This is a genomic window from Sphingomonas sp. MM-1 (assembly GCF_000347675.2).
GTDB classification, from domain to species: Bacteria; Pseudomonadota; Alphaproteobacteria; order Sphingomonadales; family Sphingomonadaceae; genus Sphingomonas_E; species Sphingomonas_E fennica.
In genome coordinates this window covers 2,128,272-2,145,153 of the sequence record NC_020561.1, presented here as the reverse complement: position 1 = coordinate 2,145,153, position 16,882 = coordinate 2,128,272, and the positions used below count along the sequence as shown (strand labels likewise).

Here is a 16,882-nt window from a genome sequence, read left to right as displayed (position 1 = left end):
GGCTTCCACATTTCCCGCCATGGAGCGACTCGACCTGTCCGAGCAGGAATGGCGGAAACGGCTGACCCCGCAGCAATATCATGTGCTGCGCGAGGCCGGCACCGAACGCGCCTTCACCGGGCTGCTGACCGACAACAAGGCCCCCGGCACCTATCGCTGCGCCGGCTGCGGGGCGGTGCTGTTCGACAGCGACGCCAAGTTCGATTCGGGCAGCGGCTGGCCCAGCTTCACCCACCCCTTCAACCCCGACGCGGTGACCGAGCATGCCGACGACAGCCACGGCATGCGCCGGGTGGAGGTGCGCTGCGCGCGCTGCGACGGGCATCTGGGCCACCTGTTCCCCGACGGCCCCGGCCCCGATGGCCTGCGATTCTGCATCAACAGCGTGTCGCTGGACTTCAGGGGCCGTTCCAGGGGCCATGGCGGCTGAACAACGCTTCGGCCCATCCCGGCTTGTGGCGGGACCGGATAGGCTCTAATCCCCCACAGCGAAGATGGCATCCAGGAAGCGTCCCCGACCGCAAAGAGGCCCGATCTGGGGCGCGACCGTGAAGGTGGCCAAATATGGCTTCTTCGCGGGCCTTGCCGCGTTCGCGGCGCTGGTGGTCGCGGTGCTCGTCACGCGATCGACCCTGCCGGGCTATCAGGAGCTGCAATCCTCGCCCAACGGGCAGATGATCCGCGTCCACGCCGCCGACGGCACCGTGATCGTGTCGATGGGGCCGAGCTACGGCCAGTGGATCCCCTATGACCGCATCCCGCAGGCGATGAAGGATGCGATGGTCGCCACCGAGGACCGGCGCTTCCGCCTGCACCCCGGCATCGATCCGATCGGCATGATCCGTTCGGTGATGGTGCGCGTCGAGCGCGGGCGCTGGGCGCAGGGCGGATCGACGATCACCCAGCAGCTCGCCCGCAACATCTTCCTCACCAACACCCGCACCTTCGGCCGCAAGTTCCGCGAATGGATCCTCGCGCTGGCGATGGAGCGCAAATTCTCGAAGGACGAGATCCTCGAGCTATACCTGAACCGCGTCTATTTCGGCGGCGGGGCCTATGGCATCGACGCGGCCAGCCGCAAATTCTTCGGCCATCCCGGCACGGACCTGAGCCTGGGCGAGGCGGCGATCATCGCCGGGCTGGTGAAGGCGCCGTCCAATTATTCGCCGACCGCCGATGCCGAGGCCGCCGTGGGCCGCGCCTCCGTCGTCCTCGGCCTGATGCGCGAGCAGGGCATGATCACGCCGGCCGAAATGGCCGCCGCCGATCCCATGAACGTCAAGCTCGCGCCCGAGCCGAAGCAGAACAGCGTCCGCTACTTCACCGATTGGGCGCTCGCCCAGCTCGACACGATGATCGAGGAGACGGTGCAGCCGATCGACGTGTGGACGACGCTGGACATCAACATGCAGCGCGCCGCCGACGCGGCGATCCGCGCGAACACGCCCGAAGGGCTGCAGGGCGCGCTGGTATCGCTGGACCAGGACGGCGCGGTGCGCGCGATGGTGGGCGGCAAGGATTATGTGTCGTCGATCTACAACCGCGCCACCCAGGCGGTGCGCCAGCCGGGATCGGCGTTCAAGCTGTTCGTCTATCTGGCCGCGCTCGAGGCCGGGCACACGCCCAAGGACATCGTGGTCGACGAGCCGATCGACATCAACGGCTGGAGCCCCCGCAATTCGAACCGCCGCTATGCCGGCGAGATCGACATCCGCACCGCCTTCGCCTTCTCGATCAACACGGTCGCGGCGAAGCTGGGGCAGGAGGTGGGCTTTTCCACCGTGGCGGACATGGCCCGCCGCTTCGGCATCACCACGCCGATCAACACCCACCCCTCGATGGTGCTCGGCACCTCCGACGTGCGGCTGATCGACATGACCCGCGCCTTCGCCGCCGTCAGCCGCAAGGGCGTGGCGGTGGTGCCTTACGGCATCATCAAGGTGACGGCCGGCAATGGCGAGGTGCTGTATGAGCATCAGCCCGACGACCAGCGCGTGCTGGTGGCGCCCTATGTCGCCGCGCAGATGACCGATCTTCTCCAGACGGCGGTCAACACCGGCACGGCCCGCGCCGCGCAGATCGACCGGCCCGTCGCCGGCAAGACGGGCACGACATCGTCGAACAAGGACGGCTGGTTCCTCGGCTTTTCGAGCGGGATCACCACCGGCGTGTGGATGGGCCGCGACGATGCCAAGCCGGTCGGCGGCCTGCAGGGCGGCCGCGCGCCCGCCACCGCCTTCCGCGATTTCATGAAGGTGGCGGTGGCCAACCGCCCGATCGAGAAATTCGATACCGAGGTGACGCTGCCCGACTGGCAGCTCGAGCCTGACGCCGAAGCCTATTATGGCGAGCCGACCGAGGGCTTCGTGGACGAGAACGGCATGCCGGTGGCGCCCGAGCCCGACGCCCAGCCGGCCCCCCCCGCCCCCGAACCGGAGGACGCGCAGCAGCCGGCCGCGCCCGAGGAGCGGCTGGACGATCGTTGGCTCGACAATGCCCTGGGCCGCTCGCCGCGCGGCGAGCGGCCGCCTCAGCCGACCCGGCCCAACCAGTAAAGCGCGGCGCCGTTGGCGCGCAGCCAGGCACGCTCTGGCGCGGGATCGCGGCCGAGCAGGCGGCGGACGGCGGCGTGGAAGGCGGGGCTGTGATCCATGTGCAGCCGGTGCGCCACCTCATGCGCCACCGTCGCCTCGCGGACCTCGACCGGCGCCAGCACCAGCCGCCAGCTATAGCGTATGTCGCCCGTGGCCGAGCAGCTTCCCCAGCGCGTGCGGGGATCCCCCACCGCCACCCGCGCGATCGAGACGCCGGCGCCGTCCGCCATGGCGCGCGTTTCGCGATCGAGCCGGATGAGCGCCTCCGCCCGCATCCAGCGCAGCAGGCGGGCGGCGATCGTATCGGCCGGCCCGCCCAGCACGAAGCGATCCTCCTCCAGCCGCACCGCGCGCGGGGCGCCTTCGCGCCAGTCGATCAGGCGCAGCCGGCCTTCGAACGGCGCCTCGCCGCCGGCGACGATCGGCACCGCCGCCGGCAGGCGGGCCAGGGCCGCCTCGATCCAGTCCCGCTTCGATTCCACCCAGTCCAGCGCGTGGCGCAGGGCGGCGCGCTTCGGCAGCGTCAGCCGCACGGCGCCGTCGCGCGGATCGATGGCGAGCCTGAGCGCGCGCGCCTGCGCCATGCGCCGCACCTCCAGCCGCCGTGTCCGCCCCCCGCCGGTGAAGACGGGATCAGAGGAGTCGATCGACAATATGATTCTCGTAATCGCCCGCTTCGTCTTCCGAAACCGTCCAGCCGCGCACGGATTCGCCGGCCCGGTGCACCGCCTCGCGATCGCCGCAGACCAGATAATGCCATTCGGGCAAGGGCTTGCCCTCGTCCACCAGGCGATAGGCGCAGGTCGACGGCAGCCAGTCGATCTTGCGGAGCAGGGTGGGCGTGAGCCGCACGCATTCGGGCACATAGGCCCGGCGATGCTTATAGTCCCGGCACTGGCCGCTGCGCCGGTCGAGCAGGCGGCAGGCGATGTTGGTGGGGAATAATTCCCCGGTATCGTCATCCTCCAGCTTGTGGACGCAGCATTTGCCGCAGCCGTCGCAGAGCGATTCCCACTGGTCCCGGCTCATGCGGTCGAGCGGCGTGGTTTCCCAGAAGGGTTTCAGCTCACCCATTTCGCCAGCTCCGCCGCGATCTCATCGGGCGTTCCTTCCTGCGGAATCAGGGCGATCGGCTCGCCCTTGGGGCCGAACAAGGTCGCCTGCCGGGCGTGATCCACCAGATAGGCATCGGCCGTGCCGCCATCGGCCTTGCGATAATATATCGCATATTCCTTGGCCACGGCGGCGATTTCCGCCTCCGTGCCGGTAAGGCCGATCAGGCGCGGGTGGAAGGCCGGGACATATTGCGCCAGCACCGCGGGCGTATCGCGCGCGGGATCGACGGTGATGAAGATCGGCTGGATCCTGGCGGCCTTCGCCGGATCGCTCTTCTCCAGCCGCGCAAGGCCCTGCATCAGCTTCTGCAGATCGACCGGACAGACATCCGGGCAATAGCTGTAGCCGAAATAGATCAGCCGGTATTTGCCGGCGAATTGGGTGTCGCTGACCTTCGCGCCGGTCTGGCTGGTGAGGGTGAAGGGGCCGCCGATGCGGGCGCCGGCCAGCGGCGCCTCGCCGGGCGGCGCCTGGCAGGCGGCGAACAGCAGGGGCAGCAGGATGGCGGCGAGACGGGCTTTGTTCATGGCATGACCAGCCATGCTTTGCTATTGGCCCGAGTGCAAGTGAGGCGCGTGCGCCGGCAGGACAGGACGAGTGGTTATGCGGGGTTCTGGCTTTTGGGGTCGATGGGTGGCGGCGGCGGCCGCCATGATGATCGCGGCGACGCCCGCGGCGGCCCAATTTTCGGATTCCTACAAGTTTCTGAAGGCGGTGCGCGACCGGGACGGCAATGTCGTGACCGAGATGGTCGAAAAGCCCGGATCGACCATCATCAACACCAAGGAGACGACGTCCGGCGACACCGCGCTCCATATCGTGGTGAAGCGGCGGGACGCGACCTGGCTCAACTTCCTCCTTTCCAAGGGCGCCAACCCCAATATCCGCGACGGCGAGGGCAATACGCCGATGATCGCCGCCGCCCAGCTGCGCTTCGCCGACGGCATCCAGACGCTGATCGCCGGCAAGGGCGACGTGAACGCCACCAACAGCCGGGGCGAATCGCCACTGATCATCGCCGTCCAGAATCGCGACGTCGCATCGGTGCGGCTGCTGCTGGCGGCGGGCGCCGACGCCAGCATGCCCGATCGCATCGCCGGCATGTCGGCCCGCGATTATGCCCGGCAGGACGGGCGGTCGGACATCATCCTGAAGATGATCGAGGACGCGAAGGGCACCAAGCCCAAGGGCCCCGTCGCCGGCCCGACCCTGTAGTAGCGGGTGGCCGGGCGCGGGCGTTCTTGCGTTCGCGATTTCCCGGCCGGCGATCGATGCCGATCGCGGCGAGATCGCCCTAATCCATGCCCGCCAGCCCCGGATCGAGCGCGCCCAGCATCCTGAGCGCGCCGCGCCGGGCGAAGCGCAGCGTTTCCGCCTTGCGCCGGGGCGCCGGCATCGGCCGGTGGGCGGCATCGCGCATCACGGCGGCATCGTAGCGATCGGCCACGATCAGCCCGGCCGTCTCGGGCAGGAAGCCGGGTTCATCGAAGGGCGAGAGATCGAATCCCTGGGGCACCGCCCAGAAGAAGCGATCGCAATAATCCAGATATTCCTGCCACTTGCAGTCGCCGCGCAGATCGGCGCGGGAAACCTTGATCTCGACGATGGTGATGCCGCCTTTGGCATCGATCGCGAACAGGTCCGCGCGGCGGCCATTGGCCAGCGGCACCTCGCACAGGGCATAGCTGTCCTGCCGGAAGAGCAGGCGGGAAACGCCGCGCGCCACGTCGCGCGCGACCAGCGGCATATCGTCGAAACAGGATTCGGCTGTGGCGGCCATGCCGCTTTCTAGAACATCACGGGAACAAATCCAAGGTCAGCCGCCCGTCATCTCATCGGCGATGGCGCGTGCGTCCGGCCCGTCCAGCTCGACGGCCCAGAGATCGGGATCGAACCGCCGCTGCCGGGCGATATAATCGGCGAGCACGCCGGGGGCATCCGGGTCCGCGGGGCCGGTTTCCGCCCAGCGATAGCGGCCTTCGGCATCGAGCGTGCGCTGGAGCACCGCCAGCGTCCTCCCGCGATCGAGGATCACCAGCAGGATCGCGCCCGAAACCGGATCGCCCCTGGCCAGCACCATGCCGCTGCCGCCCGTGGCCTCGACCCGGCGGATCAGCGCCGATACGAGGACCCCGGCCGCCAGCCGCGCCGTCATGGCAGGCGGTAGCCGGGCAGCTCGGCGAGCGGGATGCGCGATCGCATGAAGGTGCCGGTGCCACGCGCGGCCTCCTCGCCATCGGCATCGACCAGCCGGGCCTCGGCCACCAGCACGCGGCGGCGGCCGCTGATCCACTTGCCCTCGGCCACCAGCTCGCCCCCCAGGATCGGCCGGGTGAAATAGAGGTTGAAGGCGGTGGTCAGCAGGAAATGCTCCGCCACCAGGCTGTTGGCGGCGTAGAAGGCGGCATCGTCCAGCATCTTGAAATAGGTGGTGCCGTGCACCGCGCCGGCGGCATGGTGGACGCTTTCATCCACCTTGAAGCGGATGCGCGCGAAGCCGGGCTCGACGATCTCGAGCCGGGAATGGAAGATCTGGTTGATCGGCGCCGCGGCGTAGAGCGATTCCAGGGCGCGGAAATGCGCTTCCCCCGGATGTTCCGCCACGGCATCCTCAGGCGGCATTGCGCGCCTCGCCGGTCGCGAACAGCGCATAGAGCGCGTCTTCCGAGCCCGCGCCGCGCAGCTTGGCGACGAAGGCGCGATCGCGCAGCCGGCGGCTGACCCGCGCGAGCGCCTTCAGATGCTCGACCCCGGCATCGGGCGGCGACAGCAGCAGGAAGACGAGATCGACCGGCATGTCATCGATCGCGGCGAAATCGATCGGGGCGGCCAGGCGCACGAACGCGCCCACCACCCGATCGAGCCCGTCGATCTTGCCGTGCGGAATGGCCACGCCGCCGCCGAAGCCGGTGGAGCCCAGGCGTTCGCGTTCGGCCAGCCGTTCCACCACCTGCTTGGCATCGAGCCCGGCGAGCTTCGCCGCGATCGAACCGAGCTGCTGGAACAGCACCTTCTTGTTGGGCACGGGCAGGGTCGCCAGGATCGCCTCGGGCGCCAGCAGATCGCTCAGATCGTCAGGCGCCCGGGCGAGCCCCGCCACCGCATTCACTTCATTGTTCACGATAGGATCAATTTCCCGCTGAAACCGCCCGTTGGGGTTCAACCCAGCCGATCGTTCCATCGGTGCGGCGATAGACCATGTTATAGGCGCCCGTGCCGCTGTTGCGGAACAGGAGCGCGGTGGTGTTGCGCAGATCGAGCATCATCACCGCATCGGAGACGCTGGTTTCGGGCACGTCGACGCGGGTTTCGGCGATCACCACCGGATTATCCGCCTCGGTTTCCTCGTCACCGGCATCGAAGACGGTATAGCCGGCATCATATTCCACGCCGTTAACGGCGCCGGCGCCGCTGCTGTGGCGATCCTTCAGGCGGCGCATGTAGCGGCGAAGCTGCGTTTCGATCTTGTCGGCCGCCAGATCGAAGGCCGGATGGGCCTCCATCGCCTGGCCCGATCCCTTCAGGATCACGCCCTGCATGACGTGCGCGATGATATCGCAGGAAAAACCGTTGTCGTGAGGCCCTTTTCCGAACGTGACCTGCGCCGACAGGCTGCGCGAGAAATATTTGTCGGCGATGCCCTGCAGCCGTTCCTCGACATGCGCGCGCAGCGCATCGCCGGTGTCGACCTGATGACCCGAAACGCGGATTTCCATGGCTTCACCTCCGATTAGTCTGTGCGACCGCACCGTGGTTCGGGAGCGGCCGCGCCTTAGGCCCGGTCTTCTGCCCGGTCAACCGGGCGGCCCGGCGCTTTCCCAGAGCGGGTTGCTCAGCTTGGAGACAAACGCCTGATGGCGGATGATTTCCTCCTCGCTGGGGGCGTGCGGCCTTGCCGGCCGCAGCGGCCGGGCCACGCGCCGTTCCAGGATCGGCACGGCGCGTACGTCCGACGACGCATCCGCCGCCGGTTCGTTGCGAAGCGACAGGCCGATCTGCCTGCCGCCGGTAAGCTCGACATAAAGCTGGGCGAGAAGCTGGGCGTCGAGCAGCGCGCCATGCTTGACGCGATGGCTGCGATCGATGCCGTAGCGCGAGCAGAGCGCATCGAGCGAATGCTTGGCGCCGGGATGCTTCTGCCGGGCCAGGGCCAGCGTATCGACCATGCGGGTCAGGCAGATGGCGTCATGGCCGCACCAACCCAGTTCCGCATTGAGGAAGGTGAAGTCGAACGTGGCATTGTGCGCCACCAGCGGCGCATCGCCCAGAAATTCCAGCAGCTCCCGCACCCCATCCGGGAAGAAGGGCTTGTCGGACAGGAACCTGTCGGAAAGGCCGTGGACGGCCTCGGCCTCGGCGGGCATCGCCCGGCCGGGGTTGAAATAGGCATGGAAGGTGCGGCCGGTCTCGACCCGGTTCACCAGCTCCACACAGCCGATTTCGACGAGGCGATGCCCATCCGCTGGATTGAACCCGGTGGTTTCGGTGTCGAAGACGATCTCACGCATTTGAGTCTGTTATCGGCCTCCCGAACGGCTGAGGCAAGCGATCACACGGCGAACCTGTGCTCTCGTTACGGTGAGTGTCCCCCCCGTATCGATAATGAAGTCCGCCCGCCGCCGCTTTTCGGCGTCTGGCGTCTGGAGTGACAAAATATGGCCGAGCTGGCCGGCCGTCATGCCGGGCCGCGCCAGCACGCGGCGGCGCTGGACCCAGGCCGGGGCGGAGACCACGGCGATGGCATCCACCTTGCGCCAGCCGCCCTTTTCGAACAGCAAAGGTATGTCCAGCACCACCAGAGGCCGGGCGCGATGGCGCAGCAGGAAGCGCCGCCGCACCTTGTGCAGGGCCGGGTAGAGGATATGTTCCAGCCGGCCGAGCGCCTCGTCATTCCCCCACACCGCCTTGCGCAGCGCGGCGCGATCGACGCCGCGATCGGGATGCGTGGTCCCCGGATGGAGCGCCTCGATCTCCGGGAGGAGCGGGCTGCCCGGCCCCTGCAGCCGGTGCACCTCGGCATCGGCATCGAACACCGGCACGCCTTCGGCGCGGAACATGGCCGCGACGGTGGACTTGCCCATGCCGATCGATCCGGTGAGGCCCAATATCTTCATGCCGTGAGCAGCGCCCGCAATTCGGCATCATATTGGCGCGGCGCCGGCTGGCCGAAGAAAAGCCGGAACGCCGCCGCCGCCTGGCCGATCAGCATGGCGAGGCCATCGACGACGACGAGCCCGCGCGCGCGCGCTTCGCCGAGCAGGGCGGTTTCCAGCGGCGCATAGACGATATCGTAGATCAGCGCGCCGGGCGGGACATGGCTGTAATCGAAGGGCAGGGGGGGCTGGCCGGTCATGCCCAGCGGGGTCGTGTTGACGACGATATCGAGGATGCCCTCGCGATCGTCGAAGGCGAAATCGGTGGGCCGGGCGAAATGATCGAGCGTGGCGACATGGGTGTCGACGCCCTCGATCTCGGCCGCCAGCGCCTCGGCCTGTTCCAGCTTGCGCGCGGCGATCACCAGGGTGAAGCCTTCGCCGGCCAGCGCATGCGCCACCGCGCGCGCCGCGCCGCCCGCGCCGAGGATGCGGGCCATGCGGTAGAGATGGCGGGTGGCGAGCAGCGGCAGCAGCGGTTCGAGGAAGCCGGCCGCATCGGTATTGTGGCCGACGAGGTGATCGCCGTCATGGACGACCGTGTTCACCGCGCCGATCCGCCGGGCGACCGGATCGATCCGGTCGAGGAAGGGCATCACCGCCTGCTTGTGCGGCACGGTGACGTTGCAGCCGCGCCACAGGGCATCCTGCCGCCGGCCCTTGAGGAAGGCGCCGAGATCCGGCCCATGCACCAGGCTCTTGCCGTAGCGGCCGGCAATCCCCAGCCTTTCCAGCCAGAAGCCGTGGATCAGCGGCGATTTGCTGTGCGCGATCGGATCGCCGATCACCTCGGCATGGGGAATGGCGGCGGCGGTCACGATCCCAGCACTCCACGAACGCGCAGATAATCGAGCAGCGGCAGCAGCGGCAGGCCGAGCACGGTGAAATAGCTGCCGTCGATCCGCGCGAAGAGCTGCGCGCCGAGCCCTTCCAGGCGATAGCCGCCCACGCACCCCGCGATCGCCGGCCATTCGGCGTCGAGATAGGTTTCCAGCCAGCCGTCCGAAAAATCGCGCATGGCGAGCTTGGCGACATCGACGTGGCGCCAGATCGGCTCGCCGCCCAGGCAGATCACCGCCGCGCTGATCAGCCGGTGGGTGGTGCCGCGCAGCGCGCGGAGCTGAGCCGCGGCCTCGTCGCGGGTCTCGGGCTTGTCGAACATCGCGCCGTCGGCCGCCGCCAATGTCTGGTCGCACCCCAGCACCAGCGCCTCCGGGAAACGGCGGGACAATTTGAGCGCCTTGAGCTCCGCCAGCGCATCGGCCATGCGGCGGGCATCATTGCCCTCGGCCCGCAGCGCCTGTTTCGCGGCATCCTCGTCGACCCCCGGCGCCATGGCGTCATGCGGCACGCCGGCATCGGACAGCATCGCGCGGCGCGCGGCGGATTGCGAGGCGAGGATCAGCGTCATTCCCCATTCTCCGGCTTGCGCCGTTCGTTGACGAGATTGATGATCGCGGCCGCCGTTTCCTCGATCGACCGGCGGGTGACGTCGATCACCGGCCAGCCATTGTCCGAGAATATCCGCCGGGCGAAGGCCAGCTCGGCCGCCACCGCCTCCTGATCGACATAAGGCGTTTCCGGCGCCTGGTTGAGCGAGAGCAGGCGGTTGCGCCGGATCTGGACGAGCCGGTCCGGGCTGGTGGTGAGGCCCACGACCAGCGGCTGCTTCAGCCGGAACAGGGAGGCCGGCGGCGGCGATTCCGGCACCAGCGGGATATTGGCGACCTTGTAGCCGCGATTGGCGAGATAGATGGCGGTCGGCGTCTTCGACGATCGCGAGACGCCGGCCAGCACGACATCGGCCTCCTCCCAATCCTCGGCGGCGATGCCGTCGTCATGGGCGATGGTGAACTGGATCGCCTCGACGCGGGCGAAATAGGCGGCGTCCAGCATGTGCTGGCGGCCGGGCCGCTCCATCGCCTCCTGCCCCAGCACGCGCGAAAGCGCCTCGATCACCGGGTCCAGCGCCGAAACCGTCGGCAGGCCCAGCGCGTGGCAGCGCGTTTCCAGCCGCTGGCGCACCTCGTGATTGACCAAGGTGAAGATGACGAGGCCGGGTCGCTGCGCGATCTCGACCAGCACGCGATCGAGATGCCCTTCCGATCGCACCATCGGCCAGAAATGCTTGATCGTCTCCACCCCGTCGAACTGGGCGAGGCCGGCCTTGGCGATATTCTCCAGCGTCTCGCCCGTGGAATCGGAGAGGAGATGTAAATGGAGCCGGATCATAGCGCCCCCCGGCGATCTGTGGGCACAGCCCTGTGGAAAACCATGGGGATGGCGCTAGCGTGAAGCTGGGCATGGATTCAAGCGGAGGATTCCATGCCCGCCATTCTGACTCGATTCAGCGATTCCTCCACAGGCTATCCAGCGGAATCGGTGCCTGTGGATAACGGGGAGCGATTCAACGACTCTGCGGGGAATCGATATGAGTCAGCCGAGTCAAGCTGTTGGCGGAATCGGGGCCAGGAAATTAACCCCGGTTTGCCACCGCCCTACAATCTTCTACAGAATCTCTAAGATTCTTAAGATTGGATAGTTATGGAGTCCGAACCCGCGACGCCGCGCGACGCCGCGCTGGCGCAAGATCGCCCCCTTCTCGCCGTACTGCGCGGGGAAAGGCGCGATCCACCCCCCGTCTGGCTGATGCGCCAGGCCGGCCGCTATCTTCCCGAATATCGCGCGCTCCGGGCCGAGAAAGGCGGGTTCCTCGAGCTGGTGAACGACAGCGCCGCCGCGGCCGAGGTGACCCTCCAGCCGATCCGCCGCTTCGGATTCGACGGCGCGATCCTGTTTTCCGACATCCTCGTCATCCCGCATGCGCTGGGCCAGAACCTGTGGTTCGAGGCGGGCGAGGGGCCGAGGCTTGCCCCCCGGCTGGTCGATCATGCGCTGGGCGGGCTGGCGGCGGTGCCCGAACGGCTCGATCCGGTCTACGAAACCGTGCGGCTGGTCCGCGCGCAGCTTCCGGCCGCGACCACCTTCCTCGGCTTCGCGGGCTCGCCCTGGACGGTCGCGACCTACATGGTGGCGGGGCAGGGGAGCCGGGAGCAGGCCGAAGCCCGCCGGCTGGCCTATCGCGATCCCGCCGCCTTCCAGGCGATCATCGACGCGATCGTGGCGGCGACGGTGGATTATCTTTCCGGGCAGATCGCGGCCGGGGTCGATGCCGTCCAGCTTTTCGACAGCTGGGCCGGCAGCCTTGCCCCCGCCCAGTTCGAACGCTGGGTGATCGCGCCCACCGTCGCCATCGTCGAGGCGCTCCGGGCCCGCCATCCCCATACGCCGATCATCGGCTTTCCGAAGGGCGCGGGCGGCAAATTGCCGGCCTATGCCCGCGAAACCGGGGTCGACGCGCTCGGCCTCGACGAAACCGTCGATCCGCACTGGGCGCATCGCAGCCTGCCGGAGGGGCTTCCCGTGCAGGGCAATCTCGATCCGCTGGCGCTGATCACCGGCGGCGAGGCGCTGGACGAGGCGGTGGCCGCGATCCGCGCAGCGCTGGCCGGGCGGCCGCATGTCTTCAACCTCGGCCATGGCATATTGCCCGATGCGCCGATCGCGCATGTCGAACGCTTGCTCGCGCTCCTCAGGTCACGCTAGAGCTTGCCGCCATGGACATCGCCAGCCTGCTTCCCGGAATCGGTTTCATGGGCGCGGCCTATCCGTGGGTGAAGGCCGCCCACCTGATCTTCGTGATCTTCTGGATGGCGGGCCTGTTCATGCTGCCGCGCTTCCTGGTCTACCACCAGCCCGTGCCGCCGGGATCGGCCGAGGACAGGCTGTGGATCAATCGCGAGGATCGGCTGCGCAAGATCATCATCAACCCTTCGATGATCATCGTCTGGGTGATCGGGCTGGCGCTGGCCGTCAATGTCGGCGCCTTCCAGGAAGGCTGGTTCCACGCGAAGCTGGCGGCCGTGCTGGGCCTTTCGGCCTATCATGGCTGGATGATCGGCTATGCCAGGAAAATGGCCGACGGCTTCCGCCCGGCAAGCGACAAGCCGCTGCGCATCATGAACGAGATCCCCGGCATCGCCACCGCGGTGATCGTGATCCTGGTGATCGTGCGGCCCTTCTGATCGGGCCGCCGGCTCCGGCTGAATCGGACGCTGCCTGCTTGACTTGAATCACCGCCTTGCTTTACCGCGCGGAACCGAGGCCTGCCGTCCGTGTTAGGCCATTTTCCTGATCATTCTTACGTCTTGCGCGCCTCCAGCGCTTCCTGCCCGGGAATATCCGATGCACCTCAAGGATTTGAAGAAGAAAACCCCCGCCGAACTCGTCGGCATGGCCGAGGAATTGGGCGTCGAGGGCGCATCGACGCTGCGCAAGCAGGATCTGATGTTCGCGATCCTGAAGGTGCAGGCCGAAAATGGCGAGCAGATCATGGGGCTGGGCACCATCGAGGTGCTGCCCGACGGCTTCGGCTTCCTGCGCAGCCCGGAGGCCAATTATCTGGCCGGTCCCGACGATATCTACGTCTCGCCCAATCAGGTCCGCAAATTCGGCCTGAGGACCGGTGACACGGTGGAAGGCGAGATCCGGGGCCCGAAGGACGGCGAACGCTATTTCGCGCTCACGCGGCTCGTATCGGTCAATTTCGACGATCCCGACGTCGTCCGCCATCGCGTCAATTTCGACAACCTCACCCCGCTCTATCCCGAGCAGAAGCTGACGCTCGATCCGCAGGACCCGACGGTCAAGGACAAGTCGGCCCGGGTGATCGACATCGTCGCGCCGCAGGGCAAGGGCCAGCGCGCGCTGATCGTGGCGCCGCCGCGCGTCGGCAAGACCGTGCTGCTCCAGAACATCGCCAAGGCGATCACGGACAATCATCCGGAAGTCTTCCTGATCGTGCTGCTGATCGACGAGCGGCCCGAGGAAGTCACTGACATGCAGCGTTCGGTGAAGGGCGAGGTGATCTCCTCCACCTTCGACGAGCCGGCGCAGCGCCACGTCCAGGTCGCCGAGATGGTGATCGAGAAGGCGAAGCGCCTCGTCGAGCACAAGAAGGACGTGGTGATCCTGCTCGATTCGATCACCCGCCTCGGCCGCGCTTACAACACGGTGGTCCCGTCCTCCGGCAAGGTGTTGACCGGCGGCGTCGACGCCAATGCGCTGCAGCGGCCCAAGCGCTTCTTCGGCGCGGCCCGCAATATCGAGGAAGGCGGCTCGCTCTCGATCATCGCCACCGCGCTGATCGACACCGGCAGCCGCATGGACGAGGTGATCTTCGAAGAGTTCAAGGGCACCGGCAATTCGGAAATCGTCCTCGACCGCAAGGTTGCCGACAAGCGTATCTTCCCGGCGATGGACGTCGGCAAGTCCGGCACCCGCAAGGAAGAGCTGCTGGTCGACAAGGCCAAGCTTTCCAAGATGTGGGTGCTGCGCCGCATCCTGATGCAGATGGGCACGATCGACGCGATGGAGTTCCTGCTCGACAAGATGAAGGATTCGAAGACCAACGAGGACTTCTTCGATTCGATGAACCAGTAAGGCCATCGACGGTTCTTCCCCCATCCCCCGCCGCGATCCGCGCGCGGGCATTTGAAACCTAATGTGTCTGGCGCGTCACGGCGGAGGAAGGCTGTGGCGCGCGGACTTTCGAATCCGCTAAGGACGCATCATGCTTGAGCTTTGGCATCACATCGTCGCGGATTTTTCGAACATCGGCTCGCCGTCGGCCCTGGCGGCGTTCGGTCAGGTGCTGATGATCGACATCATGCTGGCAGGCGACAATGCGATCGTCGTCGGCGCGCTGGCGGCGGGCCTGCCGGCCGATCAGCGCCGCAAGGTGATAATGATCGGCATCATCGCCGCCTTGGTGCTGCGCATCGCCTTCGCGCTGGTCGTGACCCAGCTGATGCAGATCGTCGGGCTGATCTTCGCCGGCGGCCTGCTGCTGCTGTGGGTATCGTGGAAGATGTATCGCGAGCTGCATCCCGCCCCGAACAGCCCCGGATCGCCCGAGATCGCCGGCGACGAAGGATCGGGCGTGGCGCCGGCCAAGAGCTTCGCGGCGGCCGCCTGGGCGGTGGCGGTGGCGGACGTGAGCATGAGCCTGGACAATGTGCTGGCGGTGGCCGGCGCGGCGCGCGAGCATCCCGGCATCCTGATCGTCGGCCTGATCCTGTCGGTGGCGCTGATGGGCGTCGCGGCGAACATCATCGCCAAATATATCGAGCGGTTCCGCTGGATCGCCTATGTCGGCCTGCTCGTGATCCTCTACGTCGCGGTCAAGATGATCTACGAAGGCTGGATCGACCCCAGCGTCGGCCTCATGCGCATCTTCGCCTGAAACCCTCCCCGGTGGCCCGCGCCGCCGGGGAAGGGCTTGCGTTCAGGGGATCAGGATCGTCGATCCCGTCGTCGCCCGCGCTTCCAGCGCCCGGTGGGCATCGGCCGCCGCCGCGAGGGCGAAGCGCTGGCCGATATCGGCCCGGATCGTGCCGTCGGCGATCAGCCCGAACAGACGTTCGCCGCCCGCCCGGCGGTCGTCCGTCGTTTCGATATAGTCGAACAGCGTCGGCCGGGTGAGGAAGATCGATCCCGCGCGCAGCAGGTCCAGCGGCGATATCGCCGGCACGGGGCCGGAGGCATTGCCGTAGGTGACGAGGATGCCGCGCTTAGCGACGCTGGCGAGCGAGGCTGCCCAGCTATCGGCCCCGACGCCGTCCAGCACCGCATCGACGCCGCGCCCGCCGGTAAGCGCGCGGACCTCCCCGGCGAGCTGGTCGAAGGGGAGGTGGAGGGCATGGTCCGCGCCGCTGTCGCGGGCGCGTGCGGCCTTGGCGGCGCTGCCGGCATGGGCGATCACCGTCGCGCCCGCCGCCTTCAGCCAGGGAACCAGCACCGATCCCACGCCACCGGCGGCGGCATGGACCAGCACGCTCTGCCCCGGCTGCACCCTGGCGCACCGTTCCACGAGCATCCAGGCGGTAAGGCCCTTGAGCAGCAGGGCGGCCGCCGTTTCGGCGGAGACGGCATCGGGCAGCGGAAAGAGGCGCGCCACGGGCGCCAGGCCATGCGTGGCATAGGTGCCCGGCGCTTGCGCGACATAGGCCACCCGGCGGCCGACCCATGCCGGGTCCGCGCCTTCGCCCACCGCCTCGACGATGCCGGCGGCTTCGGTGCCGAGGCCGGTGGGGAGGGGCAGGGGATAGAGCCCGCCCCGATGATAGGTATCGATGAAATTGACGCCGACGGCCTCGTGCCTGACCCTCGCCTCACCGGGGCCGGGGACGGGAAGCGCGATGTCCTCCCGCTCCAGCACCTCGGGCCCGCCGGTGCGGCGGGCCACGATCCGCCAGGCGCCGCTCATGCGAGATGTTCGGCGAAGAAGGCCGAGGTCCGCGAATCCGCGAGCCTGGCGGCATCGTCCACGCGGCGCTTGCCGAACTGGGTGGCGAAGCCGTGGTCGAGGCCGGGATAGTCCCAGAGCGTCACGCGCGGATGATTGTCCAGCCCCTCGTGCATTTTCTTCTGCACTTCCGGCGGCACGAACCCGTCATTGCCGGCGATGTGCAGCATCAGCGGCCGGGCGATCGCGTGGCTTTCGCCGAGCAGCCCGTCGATCCCCACGGCATAATAGCCGACGCTGGCATCGATATCGGTGCGGGCGGCGGTCATATAGGCCAGCCGCCCGCCCAGGCAGTAGCCGACGGCGCCCACCTTGCCGCCATTCACCAGCGCGCGCGCGGTGCGGATGGTGGCCTCGATATCCTCGATGCCCTTCTGCTGATCGAATCTGGGGAACAGGTCCAGCGCCTGCTGCAGCTGGGTATCGGGATCAAGCTCGATGCCCGGCTCCAGCCGCCAGAACAGGTCCGGCGCGATCGCCAGATAGCCTTCCTTCGCCAGGCTGTCCGCCTTGTCGCGGATGCCGGCGTTGATGCCGAACACTTCCTGGATCACGACCACCGCCGCCTTGGGCGATCCGCCGGCGGGCTCCGCGACATAGGCGTTGAAGGTGCCGCTGCCGTCCAGCGCCTCGATCGTGATCGTCTTTCCCAT

22 protein-coding genes are annotated in these 16,882 nt (G+C 67.7%); 7 read left to right on the top strand and 15 right to left on the bottom strand.

Translation table 11 applies throughout. From position 1 onward, the window contains the following. Window positions 1-19 precede the first annotated feature (19 nt). On the top strand, window positions 20-430 hold the full coding sequence (msrB, locus tag G432_RS10400) for a peptide-methionine (R)-S-oxide reductase MsrB (protein WP_015458778.1): 411 nt from the start codon (window positions 20-22) through the stop codon (window positions 428-430). 64 nt (window positions 431-494) lie between these two features. Next, a complete protein-coding gene (locus tag G432_RS10395) occupies window positions 495-2,555 on the top strand; it encodes a transglycosylase domain-containing protein (RefSeq protein WP_236626759.1) in 2,061 nt (686 codons plus the stop codon). Here G432_RS10395 and G432_RS10390 read toward each other — a convergent pair. The 3 genes from G432_RS10390 to G432_RS10380 are packed head-to-tail and all read right to left on the bottom strand — an operon-like array spanning window position 2,531 to window position 4,252. Beyond that, window positions 2,531-3,247 carry a M48 family metallopeptidase gene (locus tag G432_RS10390; RefSeq protein WP_015458776.1) on the bottom strand — a complete coding sequence of 239 codons (717 nt, stop codon included), beginning with the start codon at window positions 3,245-3,247 and terminating at the stop codon, window positions 2,531-2,533. The two genes, G432_RS10395 and G432_RS10390, sit on opposite strands and share 25 nt — an antisense overlap. Next, a complete protein-coding gene (locus tag G432_RS10385; RefSeq protein WP_015458775.1) occupies window positions 3,228-3,668 on the bottom strand; it encodes a YcgN family cysteine cluster protein in 441 nt (146 codons plus the stop codon). Before G432_RS10385 ends, G432_RS10390 begins: the two co-directional genes overlap by 20 nt. Then, entirely contained in the window at window positions 3,656-4,252 is a 597-nt protein-coding gene (locus tag G432_RS10380; protein WP_041864875.1) for an SCO family protein, read from the bottom strand. The genes G432_RS10385 and G432_RS10380 overlap by 13 nt, the downstream gene beginning before the upstream one ends. 61 nt (window positions 4,253-4,313) lie before the next feature. Here G432_RS10380 and G432_RS10375 point away from each other — a divergent pair, with 61 nt between their 5' ends. Then, on the top strand, window positions 4,314-4,925 hold the full coding sequence (locus tag G432_RS10375; protein ID WP_015458773.1) for an ankyrin repeat domain-containing protein: 612 nt from the start codon (window positions 4,314-4,316) through the stop codon (window positions 4,923-4,925). A 79-nt stretch (window positions 4,926-5,004) separates the two neighbouring features. On the opposite strand, the gene G432_RS10370 is transcribed toward G432_RS10375, so the two are convergent. The 10 genes from G432_RS10370 to G432_RS10325 form a co-directional block, all read right to left on the bottom strand. After that, window positions 5,005-5,490 (bottom strand): MmcB family DNA repair protein, encoded by a 486-nt coding sequence (locus G432_RS10370; RefSeq protein WP_015458772.1) that lies wholly within the window; start codon window positions 5,488-5,490, stop codon window positions 5,005-5,007. A gap of 36 nt (window positions 5,491-5,526) precedes the next feature. Beyond that, complete coding sequence (locus G432_RS10365; protein ID WP_015458771.1) at window positions 5,527-5,865, bottom strand: DUF1491 family protein; 339 nt, start codon at window positions 5,863-5,865, stop codon at window positions 5,527-5,529. Then, the gene (locus G432_RS10360) at window positions 5,862-6,332 is read right to left on the bottom strand and encodes a PaaI family thioesterase (protein ID WP_015458770.1); all 471 of its coding nucleotides are present in this window, start codon (window positions 6,330-6,332) and stop codon (window positions 5,862-5,864) included. Before G432_RS10360 ends, G432_RS10365 begins: the two co-directional genes overlap by 4 nt. Next, entirely contained in the window at window positions 6,322-6,831 is a 510-nt protein-coding gene (gene ptsN, locus G432_RS10355) for a PTS IIA-like nitrogen regulatory protein PtsN (protein WP_015458769.1), read from the bottom strand. The genes G432_RS10360 and ptsN overlap by 11 nt, the downstream gene beginning before the upstream one ends. A gap of 7 nt (window positions 6,832-6,838) precedes the next feature. After that, on the bottom strand, window positions 6,839-7,426 hold the full coding sequence (gene hpf / locus G432_RS10350; RefSeq protein WP_015458768.1) for a ribosome hibernation-promoting factor, HPF/YfiA family: 588 nt from the start codon (window positions 7,424-7,426) through the stop codon (window positions 6,839-6,841). Window positions 7,427-7,504: 78 nt separating this feature from the next. Continuing rightward, complete coding sequence (dnaQ, locus tag G432_RS10345) at window positions 7,505-8,218, bottom strand: DNA polymerase III subunit epsilon (RefSeq protein ID WP_015458767.1); 714 nt, start codon at window positions 8,216-8,218, stop codon at window positions 7,505-7,507. Window positions 8,219-8,227: 9 nt separating this feature from the next. Further along, the gene (coaE, locus tag G432_RS10340; protein ID WP_015458766.1) at window positions 8,228-8,824 is read right to left on the bottom strand and encodes a dephospho-CoA kinase; all 597 of its coding nucleotides are present in this window, start codon (window positions 8,822-8,824) and stop codon (window positions 8,228-8,230) included. Beyond that, complete coding sequence (aroE, locus tag G432_RS10335) at window positions 8,821-9,681, bottom strand: shikimate dehydrogenase (protein ID WP_015458765.1); 861 nt, start codon at window positions 9,679-9,681, stop codon at window positions 8,821-8,823. Before aroE ends, coaE begins: the two co-directional genes overlap by 4 nt. After that, the gene (locus G432_RS10330; RefSeq protein WP_015458764.1) at window positions 9,678-10,274 is read right to left on the bottom strand and encodes a Maf family protein; all 597 of its coding nucleotides are present in this window, start codon (window positions 10,272-10,274) and stop codon (window positions 9,678-9,680) included. The genes aroE and G432_RS10330 overlap by 4 nt, the downstream gene beginning before the upstream one ends. Then, complete coding sequence (locus G432_RS10325; RefSeq protein WP_015458763.1) at window positions 10,271-11,095, bottom strand: pyruvate, water dikinase regulatory protein; 825 nt, start codon at window positions 11,093-11,095, stop codon at window positions 10,271-10,273. The genes G432_RS10330 and G432_RS10325 overlap by 4 nt, the downstream gene beginning before the upstream one ends. Window positions 11,096-11,407: 312 nt before the next feature. Here G432_RS10325 and hemE point away from each other — a divergent pair, with 312 nt between their 5' ends. From hemE to G432_RS10305, 4 genes are all read left to right on the top strand, one after another. Then, window positions 11,408-12,469, top strand: coding sequence for a uroporphyrinogen decarboxylase (gene hemE, locus G432_RS10320; RefSeq protein WP_015458762.1), 1,062 nt, complete (start codon window positions 11,408-11,410; stop codon window positions 12,467-12,469). Window positions 12,470-12,480: 11 nt separating this feature from the next. Beyond that, window positions 12,481-12,948, top strand: a complete 468-nt coding sequence (locus G432_RS10315) for a CopD family protein (RefSeq protein WP_015458761.1) — start codon at window positions 12,481-12,483, stop codon at window positions 12,946-12,948. A 160-nt stretch (window positions 12,949-13,108) separates the two neighbouring features. Next, window positions 13,109-14,365 (top strand): transcription termination factor Rho, encoded by a 1,257-nt coding sequence (gene rho, locus G432_RS10310; RefSeq protein WP_015458760.1) that lies wholly within the window; start codon window positions 13,109-13,111, stop codon window positions 14,363-14,365. 130 nt (window positions 14,366-14,495) lie between these two features. Then, window positions 14,496-15,167, top strand: coding sequence for a YjbE family putative metal transport protein (locus G432_RS10305; RefSeq protein ID WP_015458759.1), 672 nt, complete (start codon window positions 14,496-14,498; stop codon window positions 15,165-15,167). A gap of 42 nt (window positions 15,168-15,209) precedes the next feature. Here the strand turns inward: G432_RS10305 and G432_RS10300 are convergent, their stop codons facing one another. After that, on the bottom strand, window positions 15,210-16,190 hold the full coding sequence (locus tag G432_RS10300) for a quinone oxidoreductase family protein (RefSeq protein WP_015458758.1): 981 nt from the start codon (window positions 16,188-16,190) through the stop codon (window positions 15,210-15,212). Next, on the bottom strand, window positions 16,187-16,882 hold the full coding sequence (locus G432_RS10295) for a dienelactone hydrolase family protein (protein ID WP_015458757.1): 696 nt from the start codon (window positions 16,880-16,882) through the stop codon (window positions 16,187-16,189). The genes G432_RS10300 and G432_RS10295 overlap by 4 nt, the downstream gene beginning before the upstream one ends.